Genomic DNA, 24,082 nt, shown 5'->3' on the forward strand with positions numbered 1-24,082 from the left:
GCCGGGGTGGTTATCCACCCCGGTCCCGGACCGGGCCTCACTCCTTCACCCGGTGGAGAGCCGGTAGCGCTCCTGCAGCAGGGCGGTCGTCAACGCCATCATCAGCACCGGCTCCTGCGCCACCCGCTCTCGTGACGTGAGCGTGGGCAGCCGCTCCAGCAACGCCAGCACCTTCCCCGGGTCGAAGAAGGGCTGTGTCTTGAAGGCCTGGCTGCGGAGCACGTCTTGCACCAGGCCCTGTGCCCTCGACGTGCCAAACAGTGTCAGGGGCGGCGCCATCAACGGGTGCTTCTGTCTTCGGTAGACCGCTTCCGTCAGGTACGGCCTCATCGCCTCGCGCAGCACGTACTTCTCCACCGGTCCCCGAATCTTCAGCTCCATCGGCACCGCGCGCGCGAAGTCGAACAGCTCGCCGTCCAGGAAGGGCAGTCGTCCCTCGACCCCGTGTGCCATTTCCATCCCGTCGCCCAGCGTCCGCAGGATGTAGTTGGCCAGCGCCAGCTTCGTCCACAGGTACAGCGACTGCTCCACCCGGTGCCGGCCCTCGAGCTGGCCCTCCACGTCCACTCCCGCCATCAGCACCGCGTACGCGTCCCGCCCCTCGAAGCGCCGCAGGAATCCCTCCGTCAGCACCCCGTGCACCCGTCTGCCCAGCGTCCCCTTCGCTTCCAGGAACCCCGGGATGAAACCCAGTGCCCTTCGCACCGCCTCCAGGGGCAGGGACTCGCCCTCGGGCAGTTGCACGCCCGCGGACGCGAGGTTCGTCTCCTCCAGCTTCCCCAGCCGCTCGGTCCTTCCCGCTCCCGCCGTCTCCGCCTGGAGCAGGTCCCTTCGCAGATGCGGGTAGCCCGCGAACACCTCGTCCGAGCCTTCTCCCGTCAGCACCACCTTGAAGCCCGCCTCGCGCACCGCCCGGCTCAGCAGGTGCTTGGCCACCAGGTGTCCGTTGATGGCCAGCCCCTCGCCCTGTGCCACCGCCTCGGGTAGGCCCTCCACCAGCGCTTCCTGCCCCACACGCACCGGGTGTAGCACCGCCCCCACTCGCGCCGCCGTCTCCTCGGCCAGCGCCAGCTCGTCATAGCCCTCCGCCTCGAAGGCCAGCGTGAAGCAGTGAATGGGCTCCGCCACCTCCCGCGCCGCCAGCCCCACCACCGCGCTCGAGTCCAGCCCTCCGCTGAGCTGGAACGCCACCGGTACGTCTCCCCTCAGTCTCAGCCGGACCGCCTCCACCAGCCGTGTCCGCACCCCCTCCACCCACTCCGCCTCCGTGCGCACCGGCCGCGCGCCCTCCAGGCGAGGCACGTCCAGGTCCCAGTACCGGCGTACCCGCACGTGCCCGTCCACCGCCAGCACCACATGCCCTGGTGGCACCTGCTTCACGCCCGCGAACAGCGTCCGGTCCGGCGGCACATATTGGAGGCTCGCCGCGTGGAAGAAGGCTCCCTCGTCCCACGCAGCGGGCAGCCCCGCCGCCAGCAGTGCCTTCGCCTCCGAGGCCAGCCACAGCCCTCCGTCCACCTGCGCGTAGCACAGCGGCTTGACGCCGAAGCGGTCCCTCCCCGCCAGCAGCAGCCGGTTGCGTCCGTCCCACAGCACGAAGGCGAACTCGCCGCGCAGGTGGCGCAGGCAGCCGGCTCCGTGCTCCTCGTACAGGTGCACCAGCACCTCGCTGTCCGAGCGCGTCCGGAAGCGGTGCCCTCGTGCCTCCAGCTCCGCCCGCAGCCGCTCGTGCCCGTACAGCTCGCCGTTGACGATGGCCCGCACGGCCCCGTCCTCGCTGGCGAGCGGCTGGGCCCCGCCCTCCACGTCCACCAGCGCCAGCCGCCGGTGCCCCAGCGCCACCCGCCCGTCTCCGGACACCCACAGCCCTTCGCCGTCCGGTCCGCGGTGGCGCAACGCTCCCACCGTCCGGTGCAGCGCCTCGGCCTGTACGGGCCGCTCCTCCGAGTACCACGCCACCAGCCCGCACACGTCCGTCGCTCCTCCTCAGCCCCGGCCCGGAGCGAAGAAAACCTTGCGCTCCTCACTGCGTCCCGCCGCCGCGAAGAGCGCCGCGTGCGCCTCCAGCGGGTGCACCTCGCCCAGCAGGTCGTCCACCTTCAAACGTCCCTCGGCCAGCAGCGCGAGCGCCTCGGAGAAGGGGCCGTAGGACACCGCCCTCAGCGTCACGTCCTTGAGCACCGCCCGCGCCACTGGCAGCGCCACCGGCTCGTGCCGCCGGCTCTTGAGCACCAGCGTGCCGCCCGGCCGCAGCGCCTCCAGCATGTCCGCCAGCGCCTGGTCGGAGAGCTCCGTCTCGATGATGAAGTCGTACGCGTCCACCGCCAGCCGCTCTCCACGGCGCGGCGCGTACAGCGGCACCTCACCCATTCCGTGTGCGGCCAGCACCCGGCGCGTGAGCTGGGCGATGCGGTTGTCCCCGTAGATGAGCCCCCGCTGACCCGGCCGCAAACCCGCCCCCATCACTCCCAGCGCCGCGGCCACCGGCTCCACGTAGGCCCCCAGCGAGAAGGGCAGCCCCGGAGGCAGCCGGTACACCGCCGAGGCCGGCACCCGCACGTACTCGGCGAACGCCCCGTCGTGGTGCACTCCCAGCTGCGCTGGCCGCCCGCACCGCTCGCCCTTGCGGCACCCGGGACACTCGCCGCACGCCAGCAGCGGGTGGACCGTGACGCGCTCGCCCGGTGGCAGGCCGCTCACCGACCGGCCCACCTCGGTCACCGTGCCGGCCAGCTCGTGGCCCAGCACCAGGGGAGGACGCACCGGCAGCCGGCCCTCGGCCACGTACACGTCCGTGCGGCACAGGCCCGCCACCGCGACCTGGATGATGACGTCATCCTCGCGCGACGCCACCGGCCGGGGTACCTCGCGCAGCCCCACCGTGCGTTCGTCCTTGACCAGCGCCTTCATTCACATCCCGCCATGGTGCGGCCACCCGGAGTGACATCCGCTCCCTGACACCGCACCGCGTGGCCCATGTTAGCACACAGGGTCCTCGTGCTTCTCATGCACTAGACTCTCCCGGAATGACGCGAGGATTCAGGGGCAAGAACGGCCTGGCCGTGCTGCTGTGCGTGGGGGCGCTGGGGTGTGTACGGGCCCCTGTCATCGAGGACGGTGGAGACGACGATGAATGGGTGTCTTCCGAGGAAGAGGCGCCCGGGGTCTCCGAGCCCCAGCCTCCCATCGAAGCCCTTGTCGCTCCTCCGCGTGCCTCCAACTTCCTGGTGATGGGCGGAGGCAGCGAGCCCGCCCGCAACGAGATCGCCCTGGAGAAGAACGTCCTCTACTTCCAACGGACGCTTCGGGCACTCGGGCTCGCTCCCGATTCCGCATCCATCTACTTCGCCAATGGGAATGACGGGAAGGCCACGGTCCGCTACCTCGGCGAGGGCTCGCGCGAGCTGTTCAAGGCCCCCGAGGTTCCCCACCTCAAGGGACCGGCGACCCTGGAGCAGTTCCTGGGGTGGTTGGAGCAGAGCACCCAGGGCTCGCCCCAGCGGCCGGTCTTCATCTACTTCACGGGCCACGGTGGACTGAACGGCCGGAACCTGAACAACAACCACCTGGCGCTCTGGGACTCGGACACGCTGACGGTACGGGCCTTCGGTCTCTTCCTGGGCAGGCTTCCGAGCACCACCCCGGTCGTCACGGTGATGTCGCAGTGTTACGCCGGCTCGTTCGCCAACTTCATCTACCAGGACGCCAACCCCCGGCGGCCCGTGGTGGCGCAGCCCCGCTGTGGCTTCTTCGCCACCGTGGAGTACCGCCCGTCCGTCGGGTGCACCCCCGAGGTGAACGAGGCGGACTACCGGGACTACAGCTCCAGCTTCTTCGCGGGGCTCGCGGGCGTCAGCCGGACGGGAAGCGCGGTGGGCTCGGCCGACCGTGACGGAGATGGACGGGTGAGCTACGCCGAGGCGCACGCGTTCGCCAAGGTGGATGGCGAGACGACGGACCTGCCCGTCTCCACCTCGGAGGCCTGGCTGCAGCGGCGCGCCAGGGTGGGGGACCTGCGCCGCTTCCTCTCCACCCCCATCCTCGAGGTATCGCGGACCGGGCGTCCGGAGCAGCGCTTCGTCGTGGAGTCACTCGTGCGGAGGTTGCACTTCGTCCCCGAGCGCTCCTGGGTCGAGAACATCGAGACCACGACGCCGGAAACGGAAGAGTCCGACGCCTATGCCATGCGTCTGCGCATGGAGTTGCTCAACATCGGCATGGAGCAGAAGGTCCGCGAGGCGGGCGACTCGCAAGCGCTCGCCGTTCTCGATCGCCTGCTCCAGTGTGAGCGCGGCTCCTGGGACACGCCTCCGGTTTCGGCGACGGTCCCGGCGGGCTCTCCATGAAGCCTCCGCTCAAGCCGCTCTTCCTCCTGGCGGATAGCTCACTCCTGTTCTGGCGCAGCGGGGACAGGCCTTTCCTCGAGTGCCTCCGCGTGCTGACGGGGGCGGACCTCGCTGTGCCCCCCATCCAGGCGGCCTACCTGGGCGCTTCCAACGGGGATGTGCCCGACTTCTTCGGCATCTTCACCGCCGCCATGGAGCTGGCCGGCATCTCCCACTGCCGGATGATTCCCTCGCAGCCCACCGCCGAGGATCGCGCCTGGCTCGCGGGGGCACACGTCATCCTGCTGGCGGGAGGAGATCCGCTCCTGGGGTGGGAGACCTTCCGGCGGAATGGCGTGGAGGCCGTCCTGCGGGAACGCTACTTCGACGGCGCGGTCCTCATGGGCATCTCCGCGGGCGCGATGCAGCTCGGAGAGCGGGCATGGAGCGAATCGGGGCCCGGCCCCGAGACCCTGTTCCCGGTGCTCGGACTGGCACCCTTCCTCGTGGGGGTCCATGAGCAGCCGGACTGGACGGAATTGAAGCGTGCGGTGCGGAGCGTCGGCCCGGGGTCGCGCGGAATTGGCATCCCAGCCGGGGGAGGCGCCCTCCTGTACCCGGACCAGCTCCTGGAGCCCGTGCGCTACCCGCTCGTCGAGCTCCGCCACGAGGAGGGCACCTGGCGCGAAAACCTGCTCTACCCACCACGGGAGCCCTTCCGGGGCGAGGTGCGGCTCCGGCTTCCCTTTGCGAACTGAGAGAGAACTGGCGCCGGCTCAGACGAGGCCCGGGAGCTCCCCGATGTAGTCCGGGTGCCCGAACGTCGTCCTCTTCGGAAGGCCGAAGGCGTTGGCGATGGAGACGAGCAGCTTGTTGTGGGCGACGGCCCCCTGGAGGATCCCCGAGCCCGTCCAGGTGCTGAGCGGGTCCACGCCGGGGCGCAGCCGCAGGTAGCGGCCCATCCGGAACCTGCCGCCCGCGCCCCCCGCCAGCACCATGGGGACGCCCACCCCCGTGTGGCCCGCGGGGTTGGCCAGCTCGTTCCCCCACAGGATGACGGTGTTGTCGAGCGCGGTGCCGTTCCCCTCGGGTACGGCGGCGAGCTGGTCCATCAGGTACGCCACCTGCTGGGTGTACCAGAGCTGCACCTTCACCATCCGCAGCCGCGTGGCCTCGCGCTGGCTCGCATCTCCCGAGTCCAGCATGTGCGCGATGTTGTGGTGGACGTCCTCGTTGATGTCCAGCCACGGCATGGGCGGTCCCGCCATGAACAGGGTGACCACGCGGGTGAGATCACACGCGAACGCACGGGCGATGAGCTGCATGTGCAGCTGGACGAGCGTCGGGTACAGGTCCAGGTTGGTGATCTCGTACTGGTTGTAGTTGTGCGCGGGCTCCCACGTGGGTTTGGAGCAGCCCGTCAGGCCGGAGGACTCGAGGCGCTTCTCCATGTCCCGCAGGGCCTGCAGGTGCGAGTCGAGCTTCTGGCGCTCGTTGGTGCCCAGCCGTCCCCGCAGCCGTGAGGCGTCCTTGATGAGGAAGTCCACCAGGCTCCTCCTGCGCGCGAGCGCACGCCGCGCGGCCTCGGGGTCCCCCGGATCCGCCATGTCACCGAACAGACGCGTGTAGACGTCGAACGGGTTGAGCTCGAACGGCATACGGGCGGCATTGGAGGCGAAGCTGATGCTGTTGTACTTGCTCTGCGGAGAGAGGCCGCCCTCCCACGCATTGAGGTTCATCGAGCGGAAGCGGGTGGCGCCGCCGATGTGCGCGGCCTGGGCCAGCTCCTGGTCCAGCGAGATGCCCCCGGGGAACTCCTCGCCCCCGTTCATGTGCACCTTGCTTCCGGTGAGGAAGGTGACCGGGGCGCCCTCGTGGCCCATGGTGCCGTGCTCGTAGAGCACCCGGTAGTCCAGCCCGTCCAGGATGAGCAGCCTGGAGCGGTGCTTGTCGAGCGGCGCGAGGATGGAGTTCGGGTAGGTGATGTCGAAGTTCGTCTCGCCCCCCCGCGGGACCCAGTACTCGGGCACCGTTCCGTGTGGGGTGAACAGGGCGATGAAGCGCAGGGGAGGCGTCTGGGTCTGGGCCTTCGCCCCGAACGGCGCGGCCAGGGCCGTGCCAGCCAGCGCCTGCAGAATGGAGCGGCGGGAGAGGTTCGTGAGCATGGGGAATTCCTAGGGGGAGGGGACGCGCCGCTGGGTGAAGGCCGGCGTACGGACCAGGGACTCGAAGGCGGCGGCGATGGTGCGCTCGCCCGCTCTCAACTGGCTCCGCATGGACTCCAGCGACCGGAGATCTCCATCGAGCGAGTCACGCCCCAGGCCATAACGGAACACCTGCAGCGCGAGGCAGTCCGCCACGCTGTCATCCACGGCGAGCTGGCGTGCGAGCTGCGCGCCTCCGGTGAAGGAGAACGTGCTGCCATCCGCCAGCGGGACCGAGCCGCTCGCGTCCACGGTCCGCCCGTTCTCCTGCGTCCGGTACCCGCCGAGCCCATCGAAGTCCTCCAGGCCGAAGCCGATGGGATCGATCCGCTGGTGGCAGCCGCTGCACATGGGGTCTCGCGTATGCGCCGCGGTGCGCTCGCGGGTGGTGCTGTCGGGACGGGGCTCGGGCGGGACGGTCACCACATCCGGTGGCGGAGGCGGGATGTAGACGCAGAGCAGGCGATCCAGAACGAACTTGCCGCGCCGGATGGGAGAGCCGGAGTCGAAGGTGGAGTACGTGGCCAGGAGGCTGGCCTGGGTGAGGAGGCCCGCGCGCTGCGAGGGCAGCGGCACCCGCGAGAAGTCCGTGCCCGGGCGCTGGGTCAGGCCGTAGAACTCCGCCATCCGGTCGTCCGCGAAGGTGTAGTCCGCGGCGAGCAGCGCCCGCAGGCTGCCCTTCTCGTTGGCCAGGACATGGTCGATGAACGCGTCCGTCTCCCCCAGCATGGACTCGCGCAGCGAGGTGTCGAACTGGGGGAAGACGAGGTTGTTCTTGTTGAGCGAGCCCACCTTCGTCAGCCCCAACCACTCCACCACGAAGCGGTGGAGGTGCTTGCGCGCGGTGGGCGTGGCGAGCAGCCGGCGCACCTGGCGCACCCGCTCCTCGCCGTCCGCGAGCGCGCCCGATTCGGCCGCCGCGAGCAGCGTGGCGTCCGGCGGGCCGGCCGTCACAAGGTAGGAGAGGGCGGAGGCCACCTCGTGGGGGGTCAGCTCCACCACCGCGCCGGGGCTGGCGCCCGTGGGGCCGAGCTCGCCGCGGTACAGGAACGAGGCGGAGGAGAACATTCCCTGCAGCGCCAGCTCCACGCCGTCACGGAACGCGCCGTTCTCGCGGCCCGCCGTGTAGAGCGCGAGCAGGTCGCTCCGCTCCTCGTCGGTGAGGGGCCTCCGGAAGGCGCGCGCGCCCACGGTGGCGATGAGGTCTCGCGCACAGTCCTGCTCCGCCTGCCCGGTCTTGCAGGTGTGGAGCGCGGACAGGTCCTCCACGGCCTCCGTGGCGAGCGCGGCGGCCGCCGTGTCCACCTGATCCAGGAGCAGCGCGGAGACCTGCAGCTTGTCGTGCGTGGAATAGCCGAGCACGGTGTCCTCGGCGGCGAAGCTCTGCCCCACGGTGACGGGCCTGCCCAGCACCGCCGAGGCGGTGTTGTCGTACTCCGCGCGCGTCAGCCGGCGGACGCGTGTCGGGGCGGGTTCCTCGCTCGCCCCGGTGGGTGTCCCCGCATCGGGCTTCTCTTCGATCGTGGGAGGCGGTTTCGTGCAGCCTGCGGCCAGGGCTCCGAGGAGCAGGGCGACTGCGAGGTGACGGGTGCCGGATTTACGCACGCGATGGATCCCCCAGAAGGACAGCTGGGAGAATCCTGCAATAACTGGAATACAAGTTCAACAGTTTTGAACTCATCCATGATCATTGCGCCATCGCGAGGTGCTCACACAGGAGCATCGAGATGCGCCGCGACCCACGGTGAGATCTCCGCCGCGCGGTCGCGGGCGAACATGTGGTCGCCTCCCGCGAGCACCCGCAGCCGGGCCCTGGGCAGCAGTCGTTCGAGATGACGGCCGGCCGCCACGGGGCTGATGGGATCGGCATCGCCCCAGAGGAGCAGCGTCGGGATGGAGATACGGTGGAGCTGCGCCGAGTGATCCGTCCGCTCGGAGAGGATCCACTCCGCGGCCTTCGGGTATTCCGCGCGATAGGCCGCGCGCCAATCGCTGGCGCCGAGGCTCGCCACGTCGATGCCGCCGGAGGTCGCCGTCAGGACCAGATGGCTGATGCGCTCCGGATGGGTGAGTGCCAGCCTCACGGCGACGACGCCGCCCATCGATTGCGCCACGACCACACTCGGGCGCTCCAGTCTGCTGGCGGCATGTGCCACCGCGTCGTCCAGGCTCTGGATCGCTGGCTCATGCGGCTCGTGGCCCAGACCCGGCCAGCTCAGATAGGTCTTGCGCCAGCTCGCCGGCAGCAACGCGCCGAGCGGATGCCAGAAGGACGCGGCGCCACCGGCACCGGGCAGGAACAGGAGGTGGTGGTTCATGTCCACCATCCTCTCATGGCGCGGTTCCGGTGCGACGCGAGCCGCCGGTGGTGCTCCTGGAAGCAGAACGGGCCTCCATCGAGTGGTGCCACCTGGAGCGGAGGGTTGCGGGACGTTCCGGGTAGCGATCGTCCAGGAACTCCGCGCCCACCACACGGTCCGTGCGGAAGCTGCGGAAGTCCCCTCGCAGCTCGCACCAGGCGATCAGGATGCGCACGGTGTCCATGTAGCCGACGATGACGGGCCAGACGGTGCGGCGGCTCGTCCGTCCCTGCTCGTCGCTGTAGTCGAGGACGATCTTCCGGCCACCGTGGATCGCGGCGCGGGTCTGGGCGAGGTCCAGCCCGTCAGGCGCCGCGTTCCAGACGGGGGGCGTGCCGGAGGCCGGCTCGAGCACGAAGGGCCGCAGGCGCTCGGGCACGGCGGCCTGGATCTTCGCGATCAGATCCCTCGCGGCCCGGGCCAGGGCCGGATCGGCGCGCCTCGCCACCCATTGGGCTCCCAGCACCGCCGCTTCGATCTCGTCGGTCGTCAGCATCAGTGGCGGCATGTCGAAGCCGGCATCCAACACGTAACCGACACCCGCCTCTCCCCGGATGGGCGTCCGCTGGTCCATCAGGGCCGCGATGTCGCGATAGACACTGCGCTTGGAGGTCTCCAGCTCGGCGGCGATGGCGTCAGCGGTGACTGGCCCTCGCGCCCGCCGGAGGATCTGGATGATCTGGAAAAGGCGTTCGGCGCGTCTCATGAAGCCATCATCCCGAAAGGATGCTGACAGCATGCTGGCAGCAGGGTGGCAGTATCAAGAGGGGGTCGGCCACCAAGGCCGCGAAGGAGACGACACGATGATCACCCTGGCCTGCACTGGTTCCCAATTTGGCCTGCCCGAAGCCAGCCCCTACGTCACCAAGACCGAGATCCACCTGCGAATGGCGGGCCTGGCCTACAAGAAGGTCCCTGCCATGCCGAACGCCTCGCCCAAGGGCCAGCTCCCCTTCATCGAGGACGCCGGGGAGTTGGTGGCTGACTCGACCTTCATCCGCGCCCACATCGAACGGAAGTACGGCGTGGATCTCGACGCGGGGTTGGATCCGGTCCAGCGCGCCCAGGCCTGGGCCATCGAGCGGATGCTCGAGAACCAGCTCGGTTGGGTCTCGACATGGTTCCGGTTCATGGTCCCGGAGAACTTCGAGAAGGGGCCGTCGCACTGGTTCGACGGCGCGCCAGAAGCGATGCGCGGGCAACTGCGCAAGGGCCTGTTGGAGAGCGTCGGGACCAATCTCCGCGCGGTCGGGGTGTCGCGTCACGCTCCGGAGGAGATCGCCGGCCTGGGAGAGCGCTCGCTGTCGGCCCTATCGAGCCTGCTGGGCGACAAGCCGTTCCTGTTCGGCGAGCGGCCGACGGGAACGGACGCCGTCGCCTTCAGCATCCTGGCGGGAATGCTGACACCGTTCTTCGACAGCCCCCTGCGCCGCAAGGCCGAGGGCTACGCCAACCTGACAGCCTATACGGCCCGGATGATGGCCCGGTTCTACCCGGACCATCCCTGGCACACTCCGGCTCACTGATCGTCGCAGGGCGTGCCCAGCCGGGCGCCGGTGTAGGGCCCCAGCTCGTTGTAGATGAGCGGCAGGTTCTCGGAGACGGGAACCGCGCGCAGCTCGAGCCGCTTCTTGTTCTGGATCCACATCGAGGGCTTCTGCTGGTCCACCACGAGCCGGAGGTCTCCCTTCTTCGTGGAGAAGATCTGCCCCTCCGAGTCGGAGACGAGGTTGACCATCTCCTGGAGCTTGAGATTGCCCTTGGGCCCGATGGACACCCGGAAGCGCTTCTCGTCCTCCGGATGGAAGCCCCGCTCGACCAGGTAGTAGATGCCCTTGCTGTCGCGCAGCAGGGCATAGGGCACGAACTTCTGCGGATTCACCTCGAACGAGGCGGCCTGGAGCAGCTCCCCGGCCTTCTCGGACTCGACGAAGGTGTAGGGGATGGTCCGCTCGCCGCAGCGGACCGCGCAGTTGCCCTTCTCCCTGTCGATGATGACCTCCGAGTACACGCGCATGTCCATGCCGCGGAAGCTCGGGTTGCGGCCCTTGTCGACGAAGCGCGGCTCGAGGAAGGTGTTGCTCATGTACCGGGCGAGGGGAACCTGCACGAACGTGCGGCCATCCCCGTAGAAGAGATGGTCCGGGCCGTCCTTGTTGGGTGAAAGGGCGAAGTAGTGGCCCTTCCCATCGGTGCAGACCGTGGTCTTTTCCAGGAGCCGCTTCTCTCCCAGGTTCTGGGCCTTGCCCCACGGCGGCTCGATGGCCCATGAGGCGTTCGACAAGAGGACGACCACGGCGGCGGCGAAGATGTGACGAGCAGACATGACGTGCTCCGTCCTAGAGGTTTTTCTCGAAGTACTGGATGGCGAAGTCTTCCTGGTTCGAGGCGTCCTGCTGTGTCGTCCAGGTCACCTGCCCCGCGTCGATGGACAGCTTCATGGCGTCGCCGAACTGGCAGCGCACCTGCCGCACCTTCTCGCGGATGATCCGCTTGCCCACGTTCGTGTCGCACAGCTTCTCCAGCGCGGTGAGCGGGTTCTCGCAGAAGGATGCGATGCTGTACGTCTTCAGCAGGTCATCCGAGATGGAGTCCCAGACGATTGACGCGGTCACCGAGGTGCCGCAGGTCTTGTTCATCGACTTCAACGTCTCGGCCAGCGACTGGTCGTGCCCGGCCATCGTACCCGGGCGGTCGAACGCCGCGAGCCTGGCGAGCGTGCCATCCGCCTTCTGCTTCTCGTACATCGAATAGATGAAATAGATGTCCGCGGCCATCAGTGCCTGGGTGCGCGGCTCGTCGTAGGAGACGGTGATGCTGTCGTTGCGCCCGGGCACGGAGAGCAGGTGGTTTCGGGTTCCGTTCCGGGAGCGCACGATCAGGGTCCTGTAGTCGCTGCCCCGAAGCGTCGTGGTGTAGTCCTCCTTGCCATCGGATGCGCTGTGCTCGTGCAGGAGCGCCTTCCCGTCGAACTCGCTGCCCGTGCCCTGGACGTAGACGAGCGCCTTGTTCTCCTGCTCGGGCAGGAGCGGGATGACCGCGACCTCCTCGCCCTGCGGGCCCGAGAAGACCTTGCCCGCTCCGATGGGTGCACGGGTCGTGGCGCAACCGACCAGTCCCATCGCGATGATTGCTGTCAGGATGATTCGCACGTTCACATCTCCCCCCGTGAAGGACGTGGGTTCAAAGGTTGATCTCATACTGCTTGCAGTACTGACGTACCCGGGTGCGTTCGGCCGCGGGGACCTTCGCCCACTGCGCCCGGGCATTGGCGAGATCGCTCTGGCGGCAGTGCGCCCGGGTGATGACCGAGTAGGACGCTCCGGTGATCTTCTTCCGCTGGCTGAGGCGAGCGAGCCGGAGGGCCTCCTCGGCGTTGTTCTTGCCCAGAGCCTCCTCCGCATCCGCCAGATCCTTCCGCACCTCCTCGGGTATGACCTCGGGAGGGCTCTGACGCGCGGGGGCGCGCGGGGTGGGCCGGGTTTCGGCGGCGCTGGTGGCGGCGACCTGCTCGGACGGCGCGGGCTCGTTCGGCTCGGATTCCGCGGGAGGCGTTTCGGCCGGAGTCGCGACGACGGCGGGGGGCGGTGTGGATGGTTTCGGGGATGGCTCCACCTTCGCCGTGCTCTCCGGTGCGCTGACGGCCGGGGGGGGTGGAGGTTGGGGCCGCAGCCACAATCCGGCCGCCACGGCACCCAGGAGCAACACCGCCGCACCCGCGATCAGCGGGGTCTTCGACTTTGGCTGGGCCGTGGGACCCAACGGCACCGTGTTACCTGGAACCTCCGCCAGGGGTTGGGCCTGGGCCATGGGCCGCCCTGGCACCGTCCGCGCGGGTTCGTCCCCCCGGCGCGTCGGGAACGAGGACGGGGACGGGGAACCCGGTGTCCTGGGGGCCGTCTCGGGACGGGCCACCGGCTGGGGCTGGGGCTGTGACGGAGGAAGGCTCTGGAGCGGGGCTCCCGTCAGCTCGGCGATGAACGACGCCACATCCGGGAAGCGGTCCTTCGGGTCCTTCGCGAGCGCCCGCTCCACCGCCGCGAGCACCGACGGGGGGGCGTCCGGACAAAGGTGTCCCAGGGCGTCCGGGGGCTCATACACGATGTTGTAGATGAGGCCCGCCACGGAGTCCCCGTTGAACGGAGGCCGGCCAGCCAGCATCTCGTAGACGATGCACCCGAGGGCGAACAGGTCCGAGCGGGCATCCACCTCGCGGTTCTTGCCCATCGCCTGCTCGGGCGACATGTACCGCGGCGTGCCGAGCAGCACGTCCTCCTGGGTGTGGACCGTCTGGGCGGAGACGAGCTTCGAGATGCCGAAGTCGAGCAGCTTCACCTGCTGGCCCACCACGCCCCCGGACTCGGTGGGGACGAGGTACACGTTGCCCGGCTTCAGGTCCCGGTGCACCACGCCCGCTTGATGGGCGGTGTGGAGGGCCGAGCCGATCTGCCGCGCGATGAGGAGCGTCTCCTGGAGGGGGATGGCGCCCTGGCGGAGCCGCTTCGAGAGGCTCTCTCCGCGCAGGTGCTCCATCACCAGGTACGGCGTGCCGTCCTCCAGGCTGTGGAAGTCGAGCACCGCGACGATGTTCGGGTGGCCGAGCCGCGAGGTGATCTCCGCCTCACGGCGGAAGCGCGCGAACACCTCCGGGCTCGTCTCCTCCTGGGCGTGGAGGACCTTCACCGCCACCTGCTTGCCGGGAAGCCGGAGATGTTGTGCCAGGAAGACCGTGCCCATCCCTCCTCGGCCCAGCTCCGAGACGAGCTCATAGGTGTCTCGAAGGACGGTTCCGATGCGGATGGGGCTTGTGACTGGTTGGGTCATGAGACGTAGCGGGGCGGATACGACACTGACTTCCTTATGCTGCTTCTTCTCCCACATCCATCTGACCCTGTTCCAGAGACGCCGGGCGCATGTCTCCTTCCCAGGTTCCGCGCGGGTGAGAAAACGGCGTGACGAGCCGTCACGCCGGAACGCCCGGGCTCGTGCCTAGCTCTCCGGAGGCGGGCACACGATGGGGCAGGTCTGGTTCTTCTCCACGCACATGCCGCCACAGCAGCCCGTCAGGTACTCGCAGCCCGCGGTCTTGCCGCAGATGCTGGACGCCAGCCCGTCACAGGTGGCCTCGGGCAGGGCGCTCTGCTCGCCCGGCGGAGGCGGACAGACGATGGGACAGGTCTGGTACTGGTCCACGCACATGCCGCCGCAGCAGCCCGTCAGGTACTCACAGCCCGCGGTCTTGCCGCAGGTGCTCGCCGGCAGCTCACCGCAGGAGAGGGTCAGTCCGGAGGTGGTCTGAGCGGTCTCCGTGCCCTCCTGCGTATCGGGCTGGCAGCCGACGAGCCCGGACACCACCAACACCATCAGACCTGCGAGCAGATGCCTTGCGAACATGAACAGTCCTTCGACACGGCGGGCGGCATTGCCCGCGGTGGGCGTGCAATAGCAAAGAGGACTGATCGAGCGAAAGGGTGAGGTGGAGAACACCCCCCTTCAGCGGGAGACGACGGGCGCCGGGCTCGCGGCGGGGAGCTCGGCGCGGCGCTGAAGCTTCACTACCTCGGCCGTCACCGTCACACTGCTGGGCAGCGGGATGAAGAAGAAGATGGCGCCGAGCACCTTCGTCACCGGCAGGTACTGCGTCTGGCGGAAGCGGACGTTGATGGCGCCATCGCCGCCCATCTCCCGCACCTGGGGGATGAGCACATCCTTGAAGCCGGCGTCGAGGTCCGTGCCCACCACGTCCACGAAGCCGAAGAGCAGCACGCCCGAGCGCGTGGCCTGGACCATGCCGAGCGACTCATGGGGCTCGGGGATGTCGCCCGCCGTCACGAAGACCTCCCTGCCGCTGCGGTCGGACGGGACGGTGGTGGTGTTGACGACGGTGCAGCCGGTGAGCGCCACGAGCACGAGCGCGAGGAGGGAACGCATCGAAGGAGGCCTCACGGTTGGGTGGGGAGGAAGTGGATGATTTCACCGGTGACGGTGATGTTGCGGTCGCGCGTCTTCACTCCACCCTGGCCACGCGCCACGTTGTGGATGGACTCGGACAGGTCGGACGCGCGATCCACGTCGGTGGGCGGGTTCTCGTCCTCGAACTCGATGTGGATGACGCCGTCGCCACCCATCCTCAGGGCCGCGTCCACCAGCGCCTTCTTGATGGTGCTGTCGAGGGCGGCATCTCCCACGTCCGAGATGCCCGCCACGGTGACGCCGTAGCCCATCACCTGGGCGAACCCGATGGTGCGGTAGGGCCGGGGCGAGCCGCCGGTGCTGAGGTACAGGCCGCGTCCGCCATCGGGTGGGTGGTCCGAGAGCTTCGAGCCGCGTGACACGGCACTGCATCCGACGCACAGCAGGAGGGAAAGGAGGAGCGGGAGTCTCACCGGATTCTCCAGGAGCGGGGCGGGTTCAACGTGACGCCGTATCGGCCGAGGCCGGCACGGCACCCGGGGCGAGCCTCACCACCTCGCCACTGAAGGTGACCTCGCTCGGCAGGGGGATGAAGAAGAGCAGGGCGAAGAGGATGCGGGTGGGCAGCGGGTACTGCGTCTGCTGGAAGCGCACGTTCATGATGCCGTCGCCTCCCATGCGCCGCACCTCGGGGAGGAGCGACTCATGCAGTCCGCCCTCCAGGTCCGTCGACGCCAGGTCCGCGAAGCCGAAGAGCAGCACTCCCCGCCGCGTGGTCTGCACCAGGCCGAGACTCTGGTAGGGACCCTTCACGTCCGACGTGGTGACGAAGACCTCACGCGTATCACCCATCGACGGCACCCGGACCACGTTCACCGAGGTGCAGCCGGCCAGCGCCATCAGAATGAGGAGTCCAGCCATCCCTCGCATGCGGTCTTGCCCTCCCTCGTCCGCGGGGGGGTCGAGGATCGGCGGACCCGGGTTCCCGGGGCAATCTTTATTTTCGCCGCCAGCCCGGCCGGAATTCCCTCACGACATGTCGAATGTCGAATCGAGTTTCGAGCCCTTGGACGGGTCATTACAGCCTGCATCGGAGGGACACGAGCATGGATACGATGCAGGCACCAGTGCAGGCGGGTCTCGAAGGTGTGGTGGTGGCCGAGACCCGGTTGAGTGAAGTGGATGGAGAGCGGGGACGGTTGGTGATCGCCGGTGGCGACGTGGAGTCGCTCGCCGGTTCCGTCTCTTTCGAGGAGGTATGCGCGAGGCTCTGGGCGCCTCATGCGAAGGAGCCGCTCCCGGGCTCACTCCAGGCCGCACTGGGCGAGGCGCGGGTGCGTGCCTTCGGGCTGCTCGAGGGGCTGGGTGACGCGCTCTCGGCGGAGGATGGCATGGATGCACTGCGGGCCGCGGCGGCCCACGTGCCAGCGCACCCCGGTGGCGAGCTGGCGACACACCTCCTGCTGACGGGAGCCCTCGCGGTGTTCGCGGGTGCATGGGCGAGGCGCGGGCGCGGGCTGGCCCCGGTGCGGCCGGACCCGGCGCTGTCCCACGCGGCCGATCTGCTGCGCATGGTGACGGGGGAGTCCCAGCCCGACAGGGCCGCCGGGCTCGATGCCTATCTGGTTACCGTCTCCGACCATGGGCTGAACGCCTCCACGTTCACCGCGCGGGTGATTGCCTCGACCGGCTCCGACGCGGTGTCGGCGGTGGTGGGGGCCATCGGTGCCTTGAAGGGGCCGCTGCATGGGGGAGCGCCCGGGCCGGTGCTGGACATGCTCGATGCCATCGCCCGGCCGGAGCGGGCCACGTCGTGGCTCGAGGAGGAGCTACGGACCGGGCGCCGCATCATGGGCATGGGCCACCGCATCTACCGCGTGCGCGACCCACGCGCGGCGGTGCTGGAGCGTGCCATCGAGCGGCTCGAGCGCGGCGGTCTGCGCACCGAACGGCTCGCCCTGGCTCGGGCGGTGGAGCGCGCGGCCGAGGAGCTTCTCCGCCAGCGCTACCCGGACCGCCCGTTGCGCGCCAACGTGGAGTTCTACACGGCCGTGCTGCTCGACGCGGTGGGGCTCGATCGGACGATGTTCTCGCCCGCCTTCGCCTGCGGCCGCGTCGCCGGGTGGCTCGGGCACGTCTCCGAGCAGCGGGCGACCGGGCGGCTCATCCGCCCCGCGTCGCGCTATGTGGGGCCGATGCCGGGCTGATCGCCGGGAGCGCGTGCTTGCCTGGTGGGCATGGCGGCGGGTCAGGGGCAGCCAGGGGCGTGGTATGACGCCGCGACCATGGATGCCCCACCCCCAGACGTCTTGGATGCCGCCTCGCCGCGGCCCCGGGCACGCCCGCTGGCCGCGCTTCGCGAGGCGGTGCGTACCTGTCCGTGGAACCTCGCCTCCGGTGTGCTGATGGGGGTGGCCACGGCGCTGGCGCTGGCCACCTTCCTCGACTACGGGCTCACCTGGGACGAGAACATGCAGCGGCAGTACGCGGAGCGGGTGCTCGCCTGGTTCCGCACGCTGGGGCGAGACCGTTCCGCGGTCGATTTCGCCGACCTCTTCCTCTACGGGGGCTTCTTCGAGGCGCTCGCCCAGTGGGTGGGGGAACGCTTCCCCGCTGGTGTCTACGAGGGCCGCCACCTGGTCAACGGGCTGTTCGCGCTCGTGGGGCTCGGTGGCGCGTGGCGGTTGGGGAGCGTGTGCGGTGGCCCTCGCGTCGGCTTCCTCTCCGCGCTCTTCCTGTTGCTGCACCCCCTTTACTGGGGACACGCCTTCAACAACCCCAAGGATCTGCCCCTGGCCGCACTGTCCGTGTGGGCGCTCGCGGCCGTGGTGCGCGGAATGGAGCTCCTGCCGCGCGTGCCCTGGCGCCATGCGCTGCTCACGGGCGGAATCCTGGGTCTGGTGCTCGGGGTGCGCTCGGGCGCCATCTTCCACTTTGGTTACGTGGGGCTCGCCTGGGGTGGAGGGCTGCTCGTCCACCACTGGCGCACCGACTCGCGCAGCCGGGAGCTTCTCCGGGACGTGGGCCGGCTTCTCCTGGGGTTGCTGCTGGTGCTGGCCGTGGCCTGGGTGGTGATGGTGCTCTTCTGGCCCTACGGTCTGGTGCGCCCGTTCAAGAACCCGATCCATGCCATCAGCCAGGCAGCGGCGTTCGGATGGGACCAGCCTCTGCGCTTCCTCGGCCGGGATGTGCGTGGGCGGCAACTGCCCTGGACGTACCTGCCGGTGTCCATCGGCATCAGCCTTCCCGAGTTCTTCTACCTGGGACTGCTCGCGGGCGTGGGCGCCTGTGTTGCCCGCTGGCGCGCGGGGGGGCGGTGGGCCGGGGAAGGATGGATGAAGGCGGGACTGCTGCTCTTCGCCGTCCTCTTCCCCATCGCAGCCGCCATCGTGGCGCGCTCCACCGTCTATGACGGCATGCGCCATTTCCTCTTCGTCCTGCCGCCGCTGGCGGTGCTGGCGGCGTGGGGCGTGTCCTCGCTGTGGGACGTGGTGGGGCCTCGCGCGGTGCGGGTGGGGGTCGCGGTGGCGTGCGCCGCCGGAATGGCCTGGGTGGTGGGGGAGATGGTGAGCCTGCACCCCTACCAGTCGGTGTACTTCAACCGGCTGCTGGCGGGGGGTCTGCGGGGCGCGGCCGGACGTTTCGAGACCGATTACTGGGGCGCCAGCTACCGCGAGGCCGCCGAGTGGCTCCTGCGCGAGTACCACCCGGACACGAACGAGCCCATCGTCGTGGCCAACCGCTCCGTCGACTTCCTCTCTTCCTATTTCCTCGAGCGCGCCTCCGGGGGGCGTTTCATGGGGGCGTCCGATGGACGCGACCCCCACATCATCCTCACCACCGAGCGCTGGGACTGGCACAAGCGGACGCCGGGGCGGCTCCTCCACGTGGTGAGCCGCCAGGGCGTCCCGTTGGCCTACGTCTTCGAGGTGCGCCCACCCGCTCCACGGCGGTGAACGCCGGGAGGGCCAGGGCTACTTCGTCACGACGCCGCAGCCGATGCGGTCACCGGCGTTGCCGGCGGGATCGCTCTGGTAGTCGTCCACACCCGCGTGGACGACGATGGCCGCGCCGTCCTGGTCCTCCACGTCCTTCAGCTTCAGGCCATGGGCGAAGAAGTCGAACTGCACCTTGCCATCGGCGGGCACGTGCAGGTTGGGCAGATCGCCCTCGTGCTTGCCCTCGGCGGCGAGGATGCCGTGCTTCTTCTTGGCCGGGTTGAGGTGGCCGCCCGCGGTCTTGAAGGGGGCCTCGCACTTGCCCGTCTCGTGGATGTGGATGGCGTGCTCACCCGCCGGGATGTTGGAGAGCGAGCCCTTCACCAGCACGCCATGGGGCGTCTCGGTGAGCGTCACCTCGCCCATGGACTGGCCCTTCTGGTCCTTCATCTCGGCGCGAGCGGTGGTGCCACCGGCGGCGGCCTGCTTGTTCTCGGTCTTCTCGGCGGCCTTCTCCTCCTTCTTGGTGGCGGCCTTCTCCTTGGCGGTGGGCGCCTTGCCCTGGGCGAACGCCGGGCCTGCGAGGCAGAGGACGGCAGCGGTCAGCAGCGCGCGAGTCTTCATTCGGGGTATCTCCTTCTCCACGGGAATTCCCGGTTCCGGACTTCCGGGCCGAGAGTGAAGGTGGACACTAATGCGCCGTGCGCGTTCCTCAAGGCTGGAGAGCAGTCAGGGGAACAGGCACCACGCGCGAGGCGCCGTACACGGGGGCCCACCGTCGCTGCACCTCGGGGCCATTGAGGAAGCGCACGATTGCCCGGAAGGCGGCGAGCGGGCCACCGAGCCCCTCGGCCCAGGCCAGTCCACGGGGAGACAGATTGGGCACGAGCGGGCCCAGGGATTCCCCGGAGGGGGTGACCCGGGTGATGTCGAGGCCCTCGTCACGTACACGCTGGGGCACGAGCAGGGGAGCGAAGCGGGCGTGCCGGTGGTCGTGCACACAACCTTCCTCCTCCAGGAGCGCGGCGGACAGGGGCAGCTCGCGCACGTTGAAGAGGAGCTTCACCGCGCCGCGATGCGGATCCCACGGGCCGCGCAGCCGGTGGTCGCCGCGGGGAATGAGGCGCCGGTCCAGGTAGCAGAAGGCGCGAGCCTCGGGGGGGAGGGTGCCGCGGTGGCGCGCGCCGGCGTAGCGGAAGAAGGGACGCACGCAGGAGGAGTCCACCGCGAAGGGCGGTCCCTCCTTCAAGGCGCGCAGCTTGGGCAGCAGGGGCTCGGGAATCCCATGCGCGCGAGCGAACTCCCCGAGCGCCTCCAGCGGTGTGCGCGCGAAGTCCTCGAGGCGGGAGAGCAGCCGCCGGGGGTCCCCATCCACCAGCAGCTCATCGAAGCGCGTCTTCACGCCGGTGAGACTCACGGGGACGAGCGAGGTGAGCGGTTCTCCCTCGGAGCGCCAGCGGGCATCGAGCTCGGCGGCCTCCGGGGGAGTCGGAGCCAGACGCCACTCGGGGGCCTCGGGAGTGAAGGGAACCCCCACCATCCCCTCTCCCTCCGGGAGAGGGTCGGGGTGAGGGTATCTGGAGTACACGGCCCGAGCCCGTGCATCCAGCGGTGACGTCCACACGGTGATGCAGGTGCGCACCTGGGTGCCGGCGAAGGCGCCCGGACCGAGGTCCACCACCTGGCGCAGGGTCAACGTGCGCAGCAGCGTGGCGCGAAGGGGGGCGTAGAGGAAGGCGTCGAGGAGGCTGGTGGGGGTGATGAAGGCGAGGACGCCGGGGCGCGAGGAGAGCCGGTGCGCGGCGAGCAGGAGGAAGAAGGCGAAGTCATCGCGCAGGCTGGTGCCCGGAGGGAGCGCGAGGGGCAGCAGGGCGCGGAGGCGGGCGTAGGCGTCGCGGTCCTTCAGGAGCGAGGAGGTGCCGTTGTAGGGCGGGTTGCCGACCCACACCTCCCGGTGCGAGGGGGGAAGATTGGCGAGCAGGGGCTCGAGCCCGCCGCGCAACGCATCTCCCACGCGGACGTCCGCGCCGGGCACTCGGGCCTGACAGGCGCGGGCCACCTCGGGGGAGAGCTCCAGCCCGGCGAGGTGGGCCTCGGGGCGGGCGAGTGCCGCGGCGGCGAGGAAGGCTCCGGCGCCACAGGCGGGGTCCACCACGGCGAGCGGCCCGTCGCCGGCATGCGCGAGGGCGAGCGCCAGCGTGCGCTCCACCAGGGGGGCGGGTGTGTAGAAGGCTCCGAGCGCGCGCCGGTCGAGTCCGGAGAACTGATGGACGAGCGCCTCCTCGTCGAGTTGAGGCATCCGTTGTCCATCCTCCTCCGGCGCGCTTTCCTTGCCGGGCCGGACCGTAGCAACATGGCCTCCAGGGTGCCCCATGCCGCCTCCGCCGTCCAAGCCGAAGGTTCCAACGAAGGGTGTGCCGCTGGGGGAGGATGACGAGGCCCCCACGCAGATGCAGCCGCGGAAGATCGCCCTTCCGCGCACCCAGTCGCGCGAGAGCGAGAGGACCGTCGTCGGGCGGCCCGCCTGGTCGGGAGGGGACGGGTTCGAGACGTCCGAGGTGAAGACGAGCCCGGGGCGGCCGGCCTTCACCGGGGATGCCACCCTTCCGGGACGGCCGGCCTTCACCGGCGTGGCTCCCGAGGTCCGGAAGAGCCTCTTTCATGACCGCTCCGCCCCACCGCGAGGGCTGCTGCCGTCCGAGGCGCTCCTGGCGGGCCTGGACGAGGCGCTCCAGAAGGCCGCGCAGCTCAAGGCCCCCGTGGCGGCGGTGCGAGGGCAGCTCAAGAAGGACTGGCTCCCCCTGCTGCGCCTGGCGGTGGAGCAGGCCGGTGGGGACGGGATGGATGCCTACGTCACGCAGCTGCTGGCACCGCCGGGGCGCAAGGCGACGTCGCCCCTGCTGGGAGAGCTGGCCTCGGGCATGGAGCGGTTGGAGGCCGCCGCGGACGTCAGCGCCTTGAGCACGGTGGCGCAGGAGATCCGCGCCATGGTGGCCCGGGCGTTGGGAGACCCGTCGCCGCGCGCCATCTCGCTCAAGCTGTTGGAGAGCGAGCTGGACGGCCGGGTCGAGGTGGACGCGATGCTCTCCATCCGCTTCGCCTCGAACGCCGAGCTGGAGACGCGGCGGGCCGAGGCGGAGAAGACGCTGGAGGAGCTCCGCAAGCAGATGCAGGTGCTGACGGGGAAGCCACCGGGAGGCATCTTCTCCAACTTCGCCCGGGTGAAGGTGGAGAAGCGGGTGATGGACGCCGAGGTCCGCCGCCGCGGCGTCCGTTGAGTCCCCTCAGTTGCGCGTCACCTGCGTCTCGGGACCGGAGGCCACCGCGTCCGAGGCGGGCGTCTCGGGCCCCGAGGCCACCGCGCCCGCGGGCGTGGTCCTGCCCGGCGTCTGGGCCACTTGCGTCATCAGCGCCGTCATCCGCCGCGCGAAGCGGTTGGGGTCTTCCACGCTGCTGCCCTCGGTGAGCAGCGCCTGGTCGTAGAGCATCTCCACCCACTCCGTCACCTGGGGCGAGCCCGCCTCCTTCTCGTTGAGCGCGCGCAGGTGCTCGATGATGGGGTGCGCCGGGTTCACCTCCAGGATGCGCTTCACCCGAGGCACGCTCCGGCCCCGCTCGCGCAGCAGCCGCTCCACGAACGCGTGCGAGCCGCCCTCCGGCACCACCAGGCAGCACGGCGAATCCGTGAGGCGATCCGACACGCGCACCTCGCGCACGTGCTCCTTCAACACCTCCTTCATCCGGTCCGCCAGCGGCCCCAGCCCCTTGGCGCGCTCCTCCTTCTCGCGCTTCTCCTCCTCCGTCTCCTCGAGCTTCAGGTCCGCGTGCATCGCCGACACCAGCGGCTTGCCCTGGAACTCGCGCAGCCCCTGCGACGCCCACTCGTCCACCGGGTCCGTCATGTACAGCACCTCGTACCCGCGCTTCTTCAGCGCCTCGAGGTGCGGCGAGTCCACCACCGCCTTCCGCGACTCGCCGAAGACGTAATAGATGGCCTTCTGGCCCTCCTTCATCCGCGACACGTAGTCCGCCAGGGAGGTGAGGCCCTCCTCACGCGAGCTCTCGTAGCGCAGCAGCGCGCCCAGCTTCTCGCGGTGCTCGGTGTCGACCGCCAGGCCCTCCTTGAGCACCGGGCCGAAGCCCTGCCAGAACGTGCGGTAGTCCTCCGGCTTGTCCTTGGCCAGCTTCTCCAGCATGTCCAACGTCTTCTTCGTCACGTGCTTGCGGATGGCCTGCACCACCGCCGAGTCCTGCAGCAGCTCGCGCGACACGTTCAGCGGCAGGTCGTCCGAGTCCACCACGCCCCGTACGAAGCGCAGCCACTGCGGCAGCATCTCCTCGCAGCGGTCCATGATGAGCACGCGCTTGACGAACAGCCGCACCCCGCGCTGCTGCGGGCTGTTCAGGTCGAACGGCGGCTGCTTCGGCAGGAAGAGCAGTCCGGTGAAGACCTGGTTGCCCTCGGTCCGGAAGTGCGTCCACGCCAGGGGCGGCTCCCAGTCGTGCGTCAGGTGCTTGTAGAACTCCTGGTACTGCTCGTCGGTGATCTCACTCTTCGACCGCTGCCACAGGGCGCTGGCCTTGTTGACCACCTCGAGCTGCGTCTCGGTCTTCTTCGCGTCCCCCTCGCCCGTGGTCTTCTTCACCTGGAGCTTGATGGGGTGGTTCACGTAGTCCGAGTACTGCGTCACCAACGAGCGCAGGCGCCACTCGTCGAGGAACTCCTTCTGGTCCTCCTTGAGGTGCAGGATGATCGACGTGCCGCGCGTGGCGCGCTCGGCGGGCTCCACGGTGAAGCTGCCCTTGGCATCCGAGGTCCACTTCCACGCCTGGGTGTCCTTGCCCGCCGCCCGGCTCACCACCTCCACATGGTCCGCCACCAGATAGGAGCTGTAGAAGCCCACGCCGAACTGGCCGATCAGGTTCACGTCCTTCTGGCCCCGCTGTGACACCATCTCCAGGAACTCGCGCGAGCCGGAGTGGGCGATGGTGCCCAGGTTCTTCACCAGCTCGTCATGCGTCATGCCGATGCCGGTGTCCTCGATGGTCAGCGTGCCCTTCTCCACGTCCGGGAGGAGGTGGATCTCCAGCGCCGAGGCTCCCTCGAGCAGCTCGGGCTCGGTGACCGAGCGGAAGCGCAGCTTGTCGAGCGCGTCCGACGCGTTCGACACCAGCTCGCGCAGGAAGATCTCCTTGTGGCTGTAGAGGGAGTTGATGACCAGGTTGAGGAGCTGGTTGATCTCCGCCTGGAACTTGTGGGTCTCCCGTTGAGTATCGACGGACATTTTTCCTCCGGGCGCCCTCGGAGGGCGCGGACGCCCTCCCTGTAACCATTGAAAAGG

General features: G+C 69.5%; 22 protein-coding genes. 6 read left to right on the forward strand and 16 right to left on the reverse strand.

The genetic code is table 11. The features are described 5' to 3' along the window. Positions 1-45: 45 nt before the first annotated feature. Together asnB and NR810_RS06395 are read right to left on the reverse strand one after the other, a co-directional pair. A complete protein-coding gene (asnB, locus tag NR810_RS06390) occupies positions 46-1,971 on the reverse strand; it encodes an asparagine synthase (glutamine-hydrolyzing) (protein WP_257448982.1) in 1,926 nt (641 codons plus the stop codon). A 15-nt stretch (positions 1,972-1,986) separates the two neighbouring features. Then, complete coding sequence (locus NR810_RS06395) at positions 1,987-2,910, reverse strand: zinc-dependent alcohol dehydrogenase (protein WP_257448984.1); 924 nt, start codon at positions 2,908-2,910, stop codon at positions 1,987-1,989. 116 nt (positions 2,911-3,026) lie between these two features. On the opposite strand from NR810_RS06395, the gene NR810_RS06400 reads away from it, so the two are divergent. Both NR810_RS06400 and NR810_RS06405 read left to right on the forward strand, forming a co-directional pair. After that, on the forward strand, positions 3,027-4,346 hold the full coding sequence (locus NR810_RS06400; RefSeq protein WP_257448986.1) for a Caspase domain-containing protein: 1,320 nt from the start codon (positions 3,027-3,029) through the stop codon (positions 4,344-4,346). After that, the gene (locus tag NR810_RS06405) at positions 4,343-5,083 is read left to right on the forward strand and encodes a Type 1 glutamine amidotransferase-like domain-containing protein (protein WP_257448988.1); all 741 of its coding nucleotides are present in this window, start codon (positions 4,343-4,345) and stop codon (positions 5,081-5,083) included. Before NR810_RS06400 ends, NR810_RS06405 begins: the two co-directional genes overlap by 4 nt. Before the next feature lie 18 nt (positions 5,084-5,101). On the opposite strand, the gene NR810_RS06410 is transcribed toward NR810_RS06405, so the two are convergent. The 4 genes from NR810_RS06410 to NR810_RS06425 all read right to left on the reverse strand — a co-directional run bounded on the left by NR810_RS06410 (position 5,102) and on the right by NR810_RS06425 (position 9,595). Beyond that, positions 5,102-6,490: a DUF1552 domain-containing protein gene (locus NR810_RS06410; RefSeq protein ID WP_257448990.1), complete on the reverse strand. Its 1,389-nt coding sequence runs from the start codon at positions 6,488-6,490 to the stop codon at positions 5,102-5,104. 9 nt (positions 6,491-6,499) lie between these two features. Beyond that, a complete protein-coding gene (locus tag NR810_RS06415) occupies positions 6,500-8,134 on the reverse strand; it encodes a DUF1592 domain-containing protein (protein WP_257448992.1) in 1,635 nt (544 codons plus the stop codon). A 104-nt stretch (positions 8,135-8,238) separates the two neighbouring features. Next, positions 8,239-8,847: an alpha/beta fold hydrolase gene (locus NR810_RS06420; protein WP_257448994.1), complete on the reverse strand. Its 609-nt coding sequence runs from the start codon at positions 8,845-8,847 to the stop codon at positions 8,239-8,241. 13 nt (positions 8,848-8,860) lie between these two features. After that, a complete protein-coding gene (locus NR810_RS06425; protein ID WP_257448996.1) occupies positions 8,861-9,595 on the reverse strand; it encodes a helix-turn-helix transcriptional regulator in 735 nt (244 codons plus the stop codon). A 97-nt stretch (positions 9,596-9,692) separates the two neighbouring features. Between NR810_RS06425 and NR810_RS06430 the strand changes: the two genes are divergently transcribed. Next, complete coding sequence (locus NR810_RS06430; RefSeq protein WP_257448998.1) at positions 9,693-10,415, forward strand: glutathione S-transferase family protein; 723 nt, start codon at positions 9,693-9,695, stop codon at positions 10,413-10,415. Here NR810_RS06430 and NR810_RS06435 read toward each other — a convergent pair. The 7 genes from NR810_RS06435 to NR810_RS06465 all read right to left on the reverse strand — a co-directional run bounded on the left by NR810_RS06435 (position 10,409) and on the right by NR810_RS06465 (position 15,723). Continuing rightward, on the reverse strand, positions 10,409-11,215 hold the full coding sequence (locus NR810_RS06435; RefSeq protein ID WP_257449000.1) for a hypothetical protein: 807 nt from the start codon (positions 11,213-11,215) through the stop codon (positions 10,409-10,411). The two genes, NR810_RS06430 and NR810_RS06435, sit on opposite strands and share 7 nt — an antisense overlap. Positions 11,216-11,228: 13 nt before the next feature. After that, positions 11,229-12,041 carry a hypothetical protein gene (locus tag NR810_RS06440; RefSeq protein ID WP_257449002.1) on the reverse strand — a complete coding sequence of 271 codons (813 nt, stop codon included), beginning with the start codon at positions 12,039-12,041 and terminating at the stop codon, positions 11,229-11,231. 31 nt (positions 12,042-12,072) lie between these two features. Then, the gene (locus tag NR810_RS06445) at positions 12,073-13,770 is read right to left on the reverse strand and encodes a serine/threonine-protein kinase (protein ID WP_306817898.1); all 1,698 of its coding nucleotides are present in this window, start codon (positions 13,768-13,770) and stop codon (positions 12,073-12,075) included. A gap of 108 nt (positions 13,771-13,878) precedes the next feature. Further along, positions 13,879-14,283 (reverse strand): hypothetical protein, encoded by a 405-nt coding sequence (locus NR810_RS06450; protein WP_257449007.1) that lies wholly within the window; start codon positions 14,281-14,283, stop codon positions 13,879-13,881. 99 nt (positions 14,284-14,382) lie between these two features. Further along, entirely contained in the window at positions 14,383-14,820 is a 438-nt protein-coding gene (locus NR810_RS06455) for a hypothetical protein (protein ID WP_257449009.1), read from the reverse strand. 11 nt (positions 14,821-14,831) lie between these two features. Continuing rightward, positions 14,832-15,275 carry a hypothetical protein gene (locus NR810_RS06460; protein ID WP_257449011.1) on the reverse strand — a complete coding sequence of 148 codons (444 nt, stop codon included), beginning with the start codon at positions 15,273-15,275 and terminating at the stop codon, positions 14,832-14,834. A 25-nt stretch (positions 15,276-15,300) separates the two neighbouring features. Then, positions 15,301-15,723, reverse strand: coding sequence for a hypothetical protein (locus NR810_RS06465; protein WP_257449013.1), 423 nt, complete (start codon positions 15,721-15,723; stop codon positions 15,301-15,303). Between the two features lie 185 nt (positions 15,724-15,908). On the opposite strand from NR810_RS06465, the gene NR810_RS06470 reads away from it, so the two are divergent. Then, the gene (locus tag NR810_RS06470) at positions 15,909-17,009 is read left to right on the forward strand and encodes a citrate synthase (RefSeq protein WP_257449015.1); all 1,101 of its coding nucleotides are present in this window, start codon (positions 15,909-15,911) and stop codon (positions 17,007-17,009) included. A 78-nt stretch (positions 17,010-17,087) separates the two neighbouring features. Then, on the forward strand, positions 17,088-18,758 hold the full coding sequence (locus tag NR810_RS06475; protein WP_257449017.1) for a hypothetical protein: 1,671 nt from the start codon (positions 17,088-17,090) through the stop codon (positions 18,756-18,758). Positions 18,759-18,776: 18 nt separating this feature from the next. Here the strand turns inward: NR810_RS06475 and NR810_RS06480 are convergent, their stop codons facing one another. Continuing rightward, entirely contained in the window at positions 18,777-19,364 is a 588-nt protein-coding gene (locus NR810_RS06480; RefSeq protein WP_257449019.1) for a superoxide dismutase family protein, read from the reverse strand. Between the two features lie 88 nt (positions 19,365-19,452). Further along, on the reverse strand, positions 19,453-21,039 hold the full coding sequence (locus NR810_RS06485; protein ID WP_257449021.1) for a BREX-1 system adenine-specific DNA-methyltransferase PglX: 1,587 nt from the start codon (positions 21,037-21,039) through the stop codon (positions 19,453-19,455). Positions 21,040-21,112: 73 nt separating this feature from the next. Between NR810_RS06485 and NR810_RS06490 the strand changes: the two genes are divergently transcribed. Then, positions 21,113-22,018 (forward strand): hypothetical protein, encoded by a 906-nt coding sequence (locus NR810_RS06490; RefSeq protein WP_257449024.1) that lies wholly within the window; start codon positions 21,113-21,115, stop codon positions 22,016-22,018. A gap of 6 nt (positions 22,019-22,024) precedes the next feature. Here the strand turns inward: NR810_RS06490 and htpG are convergent, their stop codons facing one another. Further along, entirely contained in the window at positions 22,025-24,025 is a 2,001-nt protein-coding gene (htpG, locus tag NR810_RS06495; protein ID WP_257449026.1) for a molecular chaperone HtpG, read from the reverse strand. Between the last annotated feature and the right edge of the window lie 57 nt (positions 24,026-24,082).

The organism is Archangium lipolyticum (assembly GCF_024623785.1).
Classification (GTDB): Bacteria; Myxococcota; Myxococcia; order Myxococcales; family Myxococcaceae; genus Archangium; species Archangium lipolyticum.

Bases quoted from the DNA above. Each gene is read 5' to 3' on its own strand.
- NR810_RS06395 (WP_257448984.1), bottom strand. From the start codon at position 2,910: ATGAAGGCGCTGGTCAAGGACGAACGCACGGTGGGGCTGCGCGAGGTA.
- NR810_RS06400 (WP_257448986.1), top strand. From the start codon at position 3,027: ATGACGCGAGGATTCAGGGGCAAGAACGGCCTGGCCGTGCTGCTGTGC.
- NR810_RS06405 (WP_257448988.1), top strand. From the start codon at position 4,343: ATGAAGCCTCCGCTCAAGCCGCTCTTCCTCCTGGCGGATAGCTCACTC.
- NR810_RS06410 (WP_257448990.1), bottom strand. From the start codon at position 6,490: ATGCTCACGAACCTCTCCCGCCGCTCCATTCTGCAGGCGCTGGCTGGC.
- NR810_RS06420 (WP_257448994.1), bottom strand. From the start codon at position 8,847: ATGAACCACCACCTCCTGTTCCTGCCCGGTGCCGGTGGCGCCGCGTCC.
- NR810_RS06425 (WP_257448996.1), bottom strand. From the start codon at position 9,595: ATGAGACGCGCCGAACGCCTTTTCCAGATCATCCAGATCCTCCGGCGG.
- NR810_RS06430 (WP_257448998.1), top strand. From the start codon at position 9,693: ATGATCACCCTGGCCTGCACTGGTTCCCAATTTGGCCTGCCCGAAGCC.
- NR810_RS06435 (WP_257449000.1), bottom strand. From the start codon at position 11,215: ATGTCTGCTCGTCACATCTTCGCCGCCGCCGTGGTCGTCCTCTTGTCG.
- NR810_RS06445 (WP_306817898.1), bottom strand. From the start codon at position 13,770: ATGTGGGAGAAGAAGCAGCATAAGGAAGTCAGTGTCGTATCCGCCCCG.
- NR810_RS06450 (WP_257449007.1), bottom strand. From the start codon at position 14,283: ATGTTCGCAAGGCATCTGCTCGCAGGTCTGATGGTGTTGGTGGTGTCC.
- NR810_RS06455 (WP_257449009.1), bottom strand. From the start codon at position 14,820: ATGCGTTCCCTCCTCGCGCTCGTGCTCGTGGCGCTCACCGGCTGCACC.
- NR810_RS06465 (WP_257449013.1), bottom strand. From the start codon at position 15,723: ATGGCTGGACTCCTCATTCTGATGGCGCTGGCCGGCTGCACCTCGGTG.
- NR810_RS06470 (WP_257449015.1), top strand. From the start codon at position 15,909: ATGGATACGATGCAGGCACCAGTGCAGGCGGGTCTCGAAGGTGTGGTG.
- NR810_RS06475 (WP_257449017.1), top strand. From the start codon at position 17,088: ATGGATGCCCCACCCCCAGACGTCTTGGATGCCGCCTCGCCGCGGCCC.
- NR810_RS06480 (WP_257449019.1), bottom strand. From the start codon at position 19,364: ATGAAGACTCGCGCGCTGCTGACCGCTGCCGTCCTCTGCCTCGCAGGC.
- NR810_RS06485 (WP_257449021.1), bottom strand. From the start codon at position 21,039: ATGCCTCAACTCGACGAGGAGGCGCTCGTCCATCAGTTCTCCGGACTC.
- NR810_RS06490 (WP_257449024.1), top strand. From the start codon at position 21,113: ATGCCGCCTCCGCCGTCCAAGCCGAAGGTTCCAACGAAGGGTGTGCCG.
- htpG (WP_257449026.1), bottom strand. From the start codon at position 24,025: ATGTCCGTCGATACTCAACGGGAGACCCACAAGTTCCAGGCGGAGATC.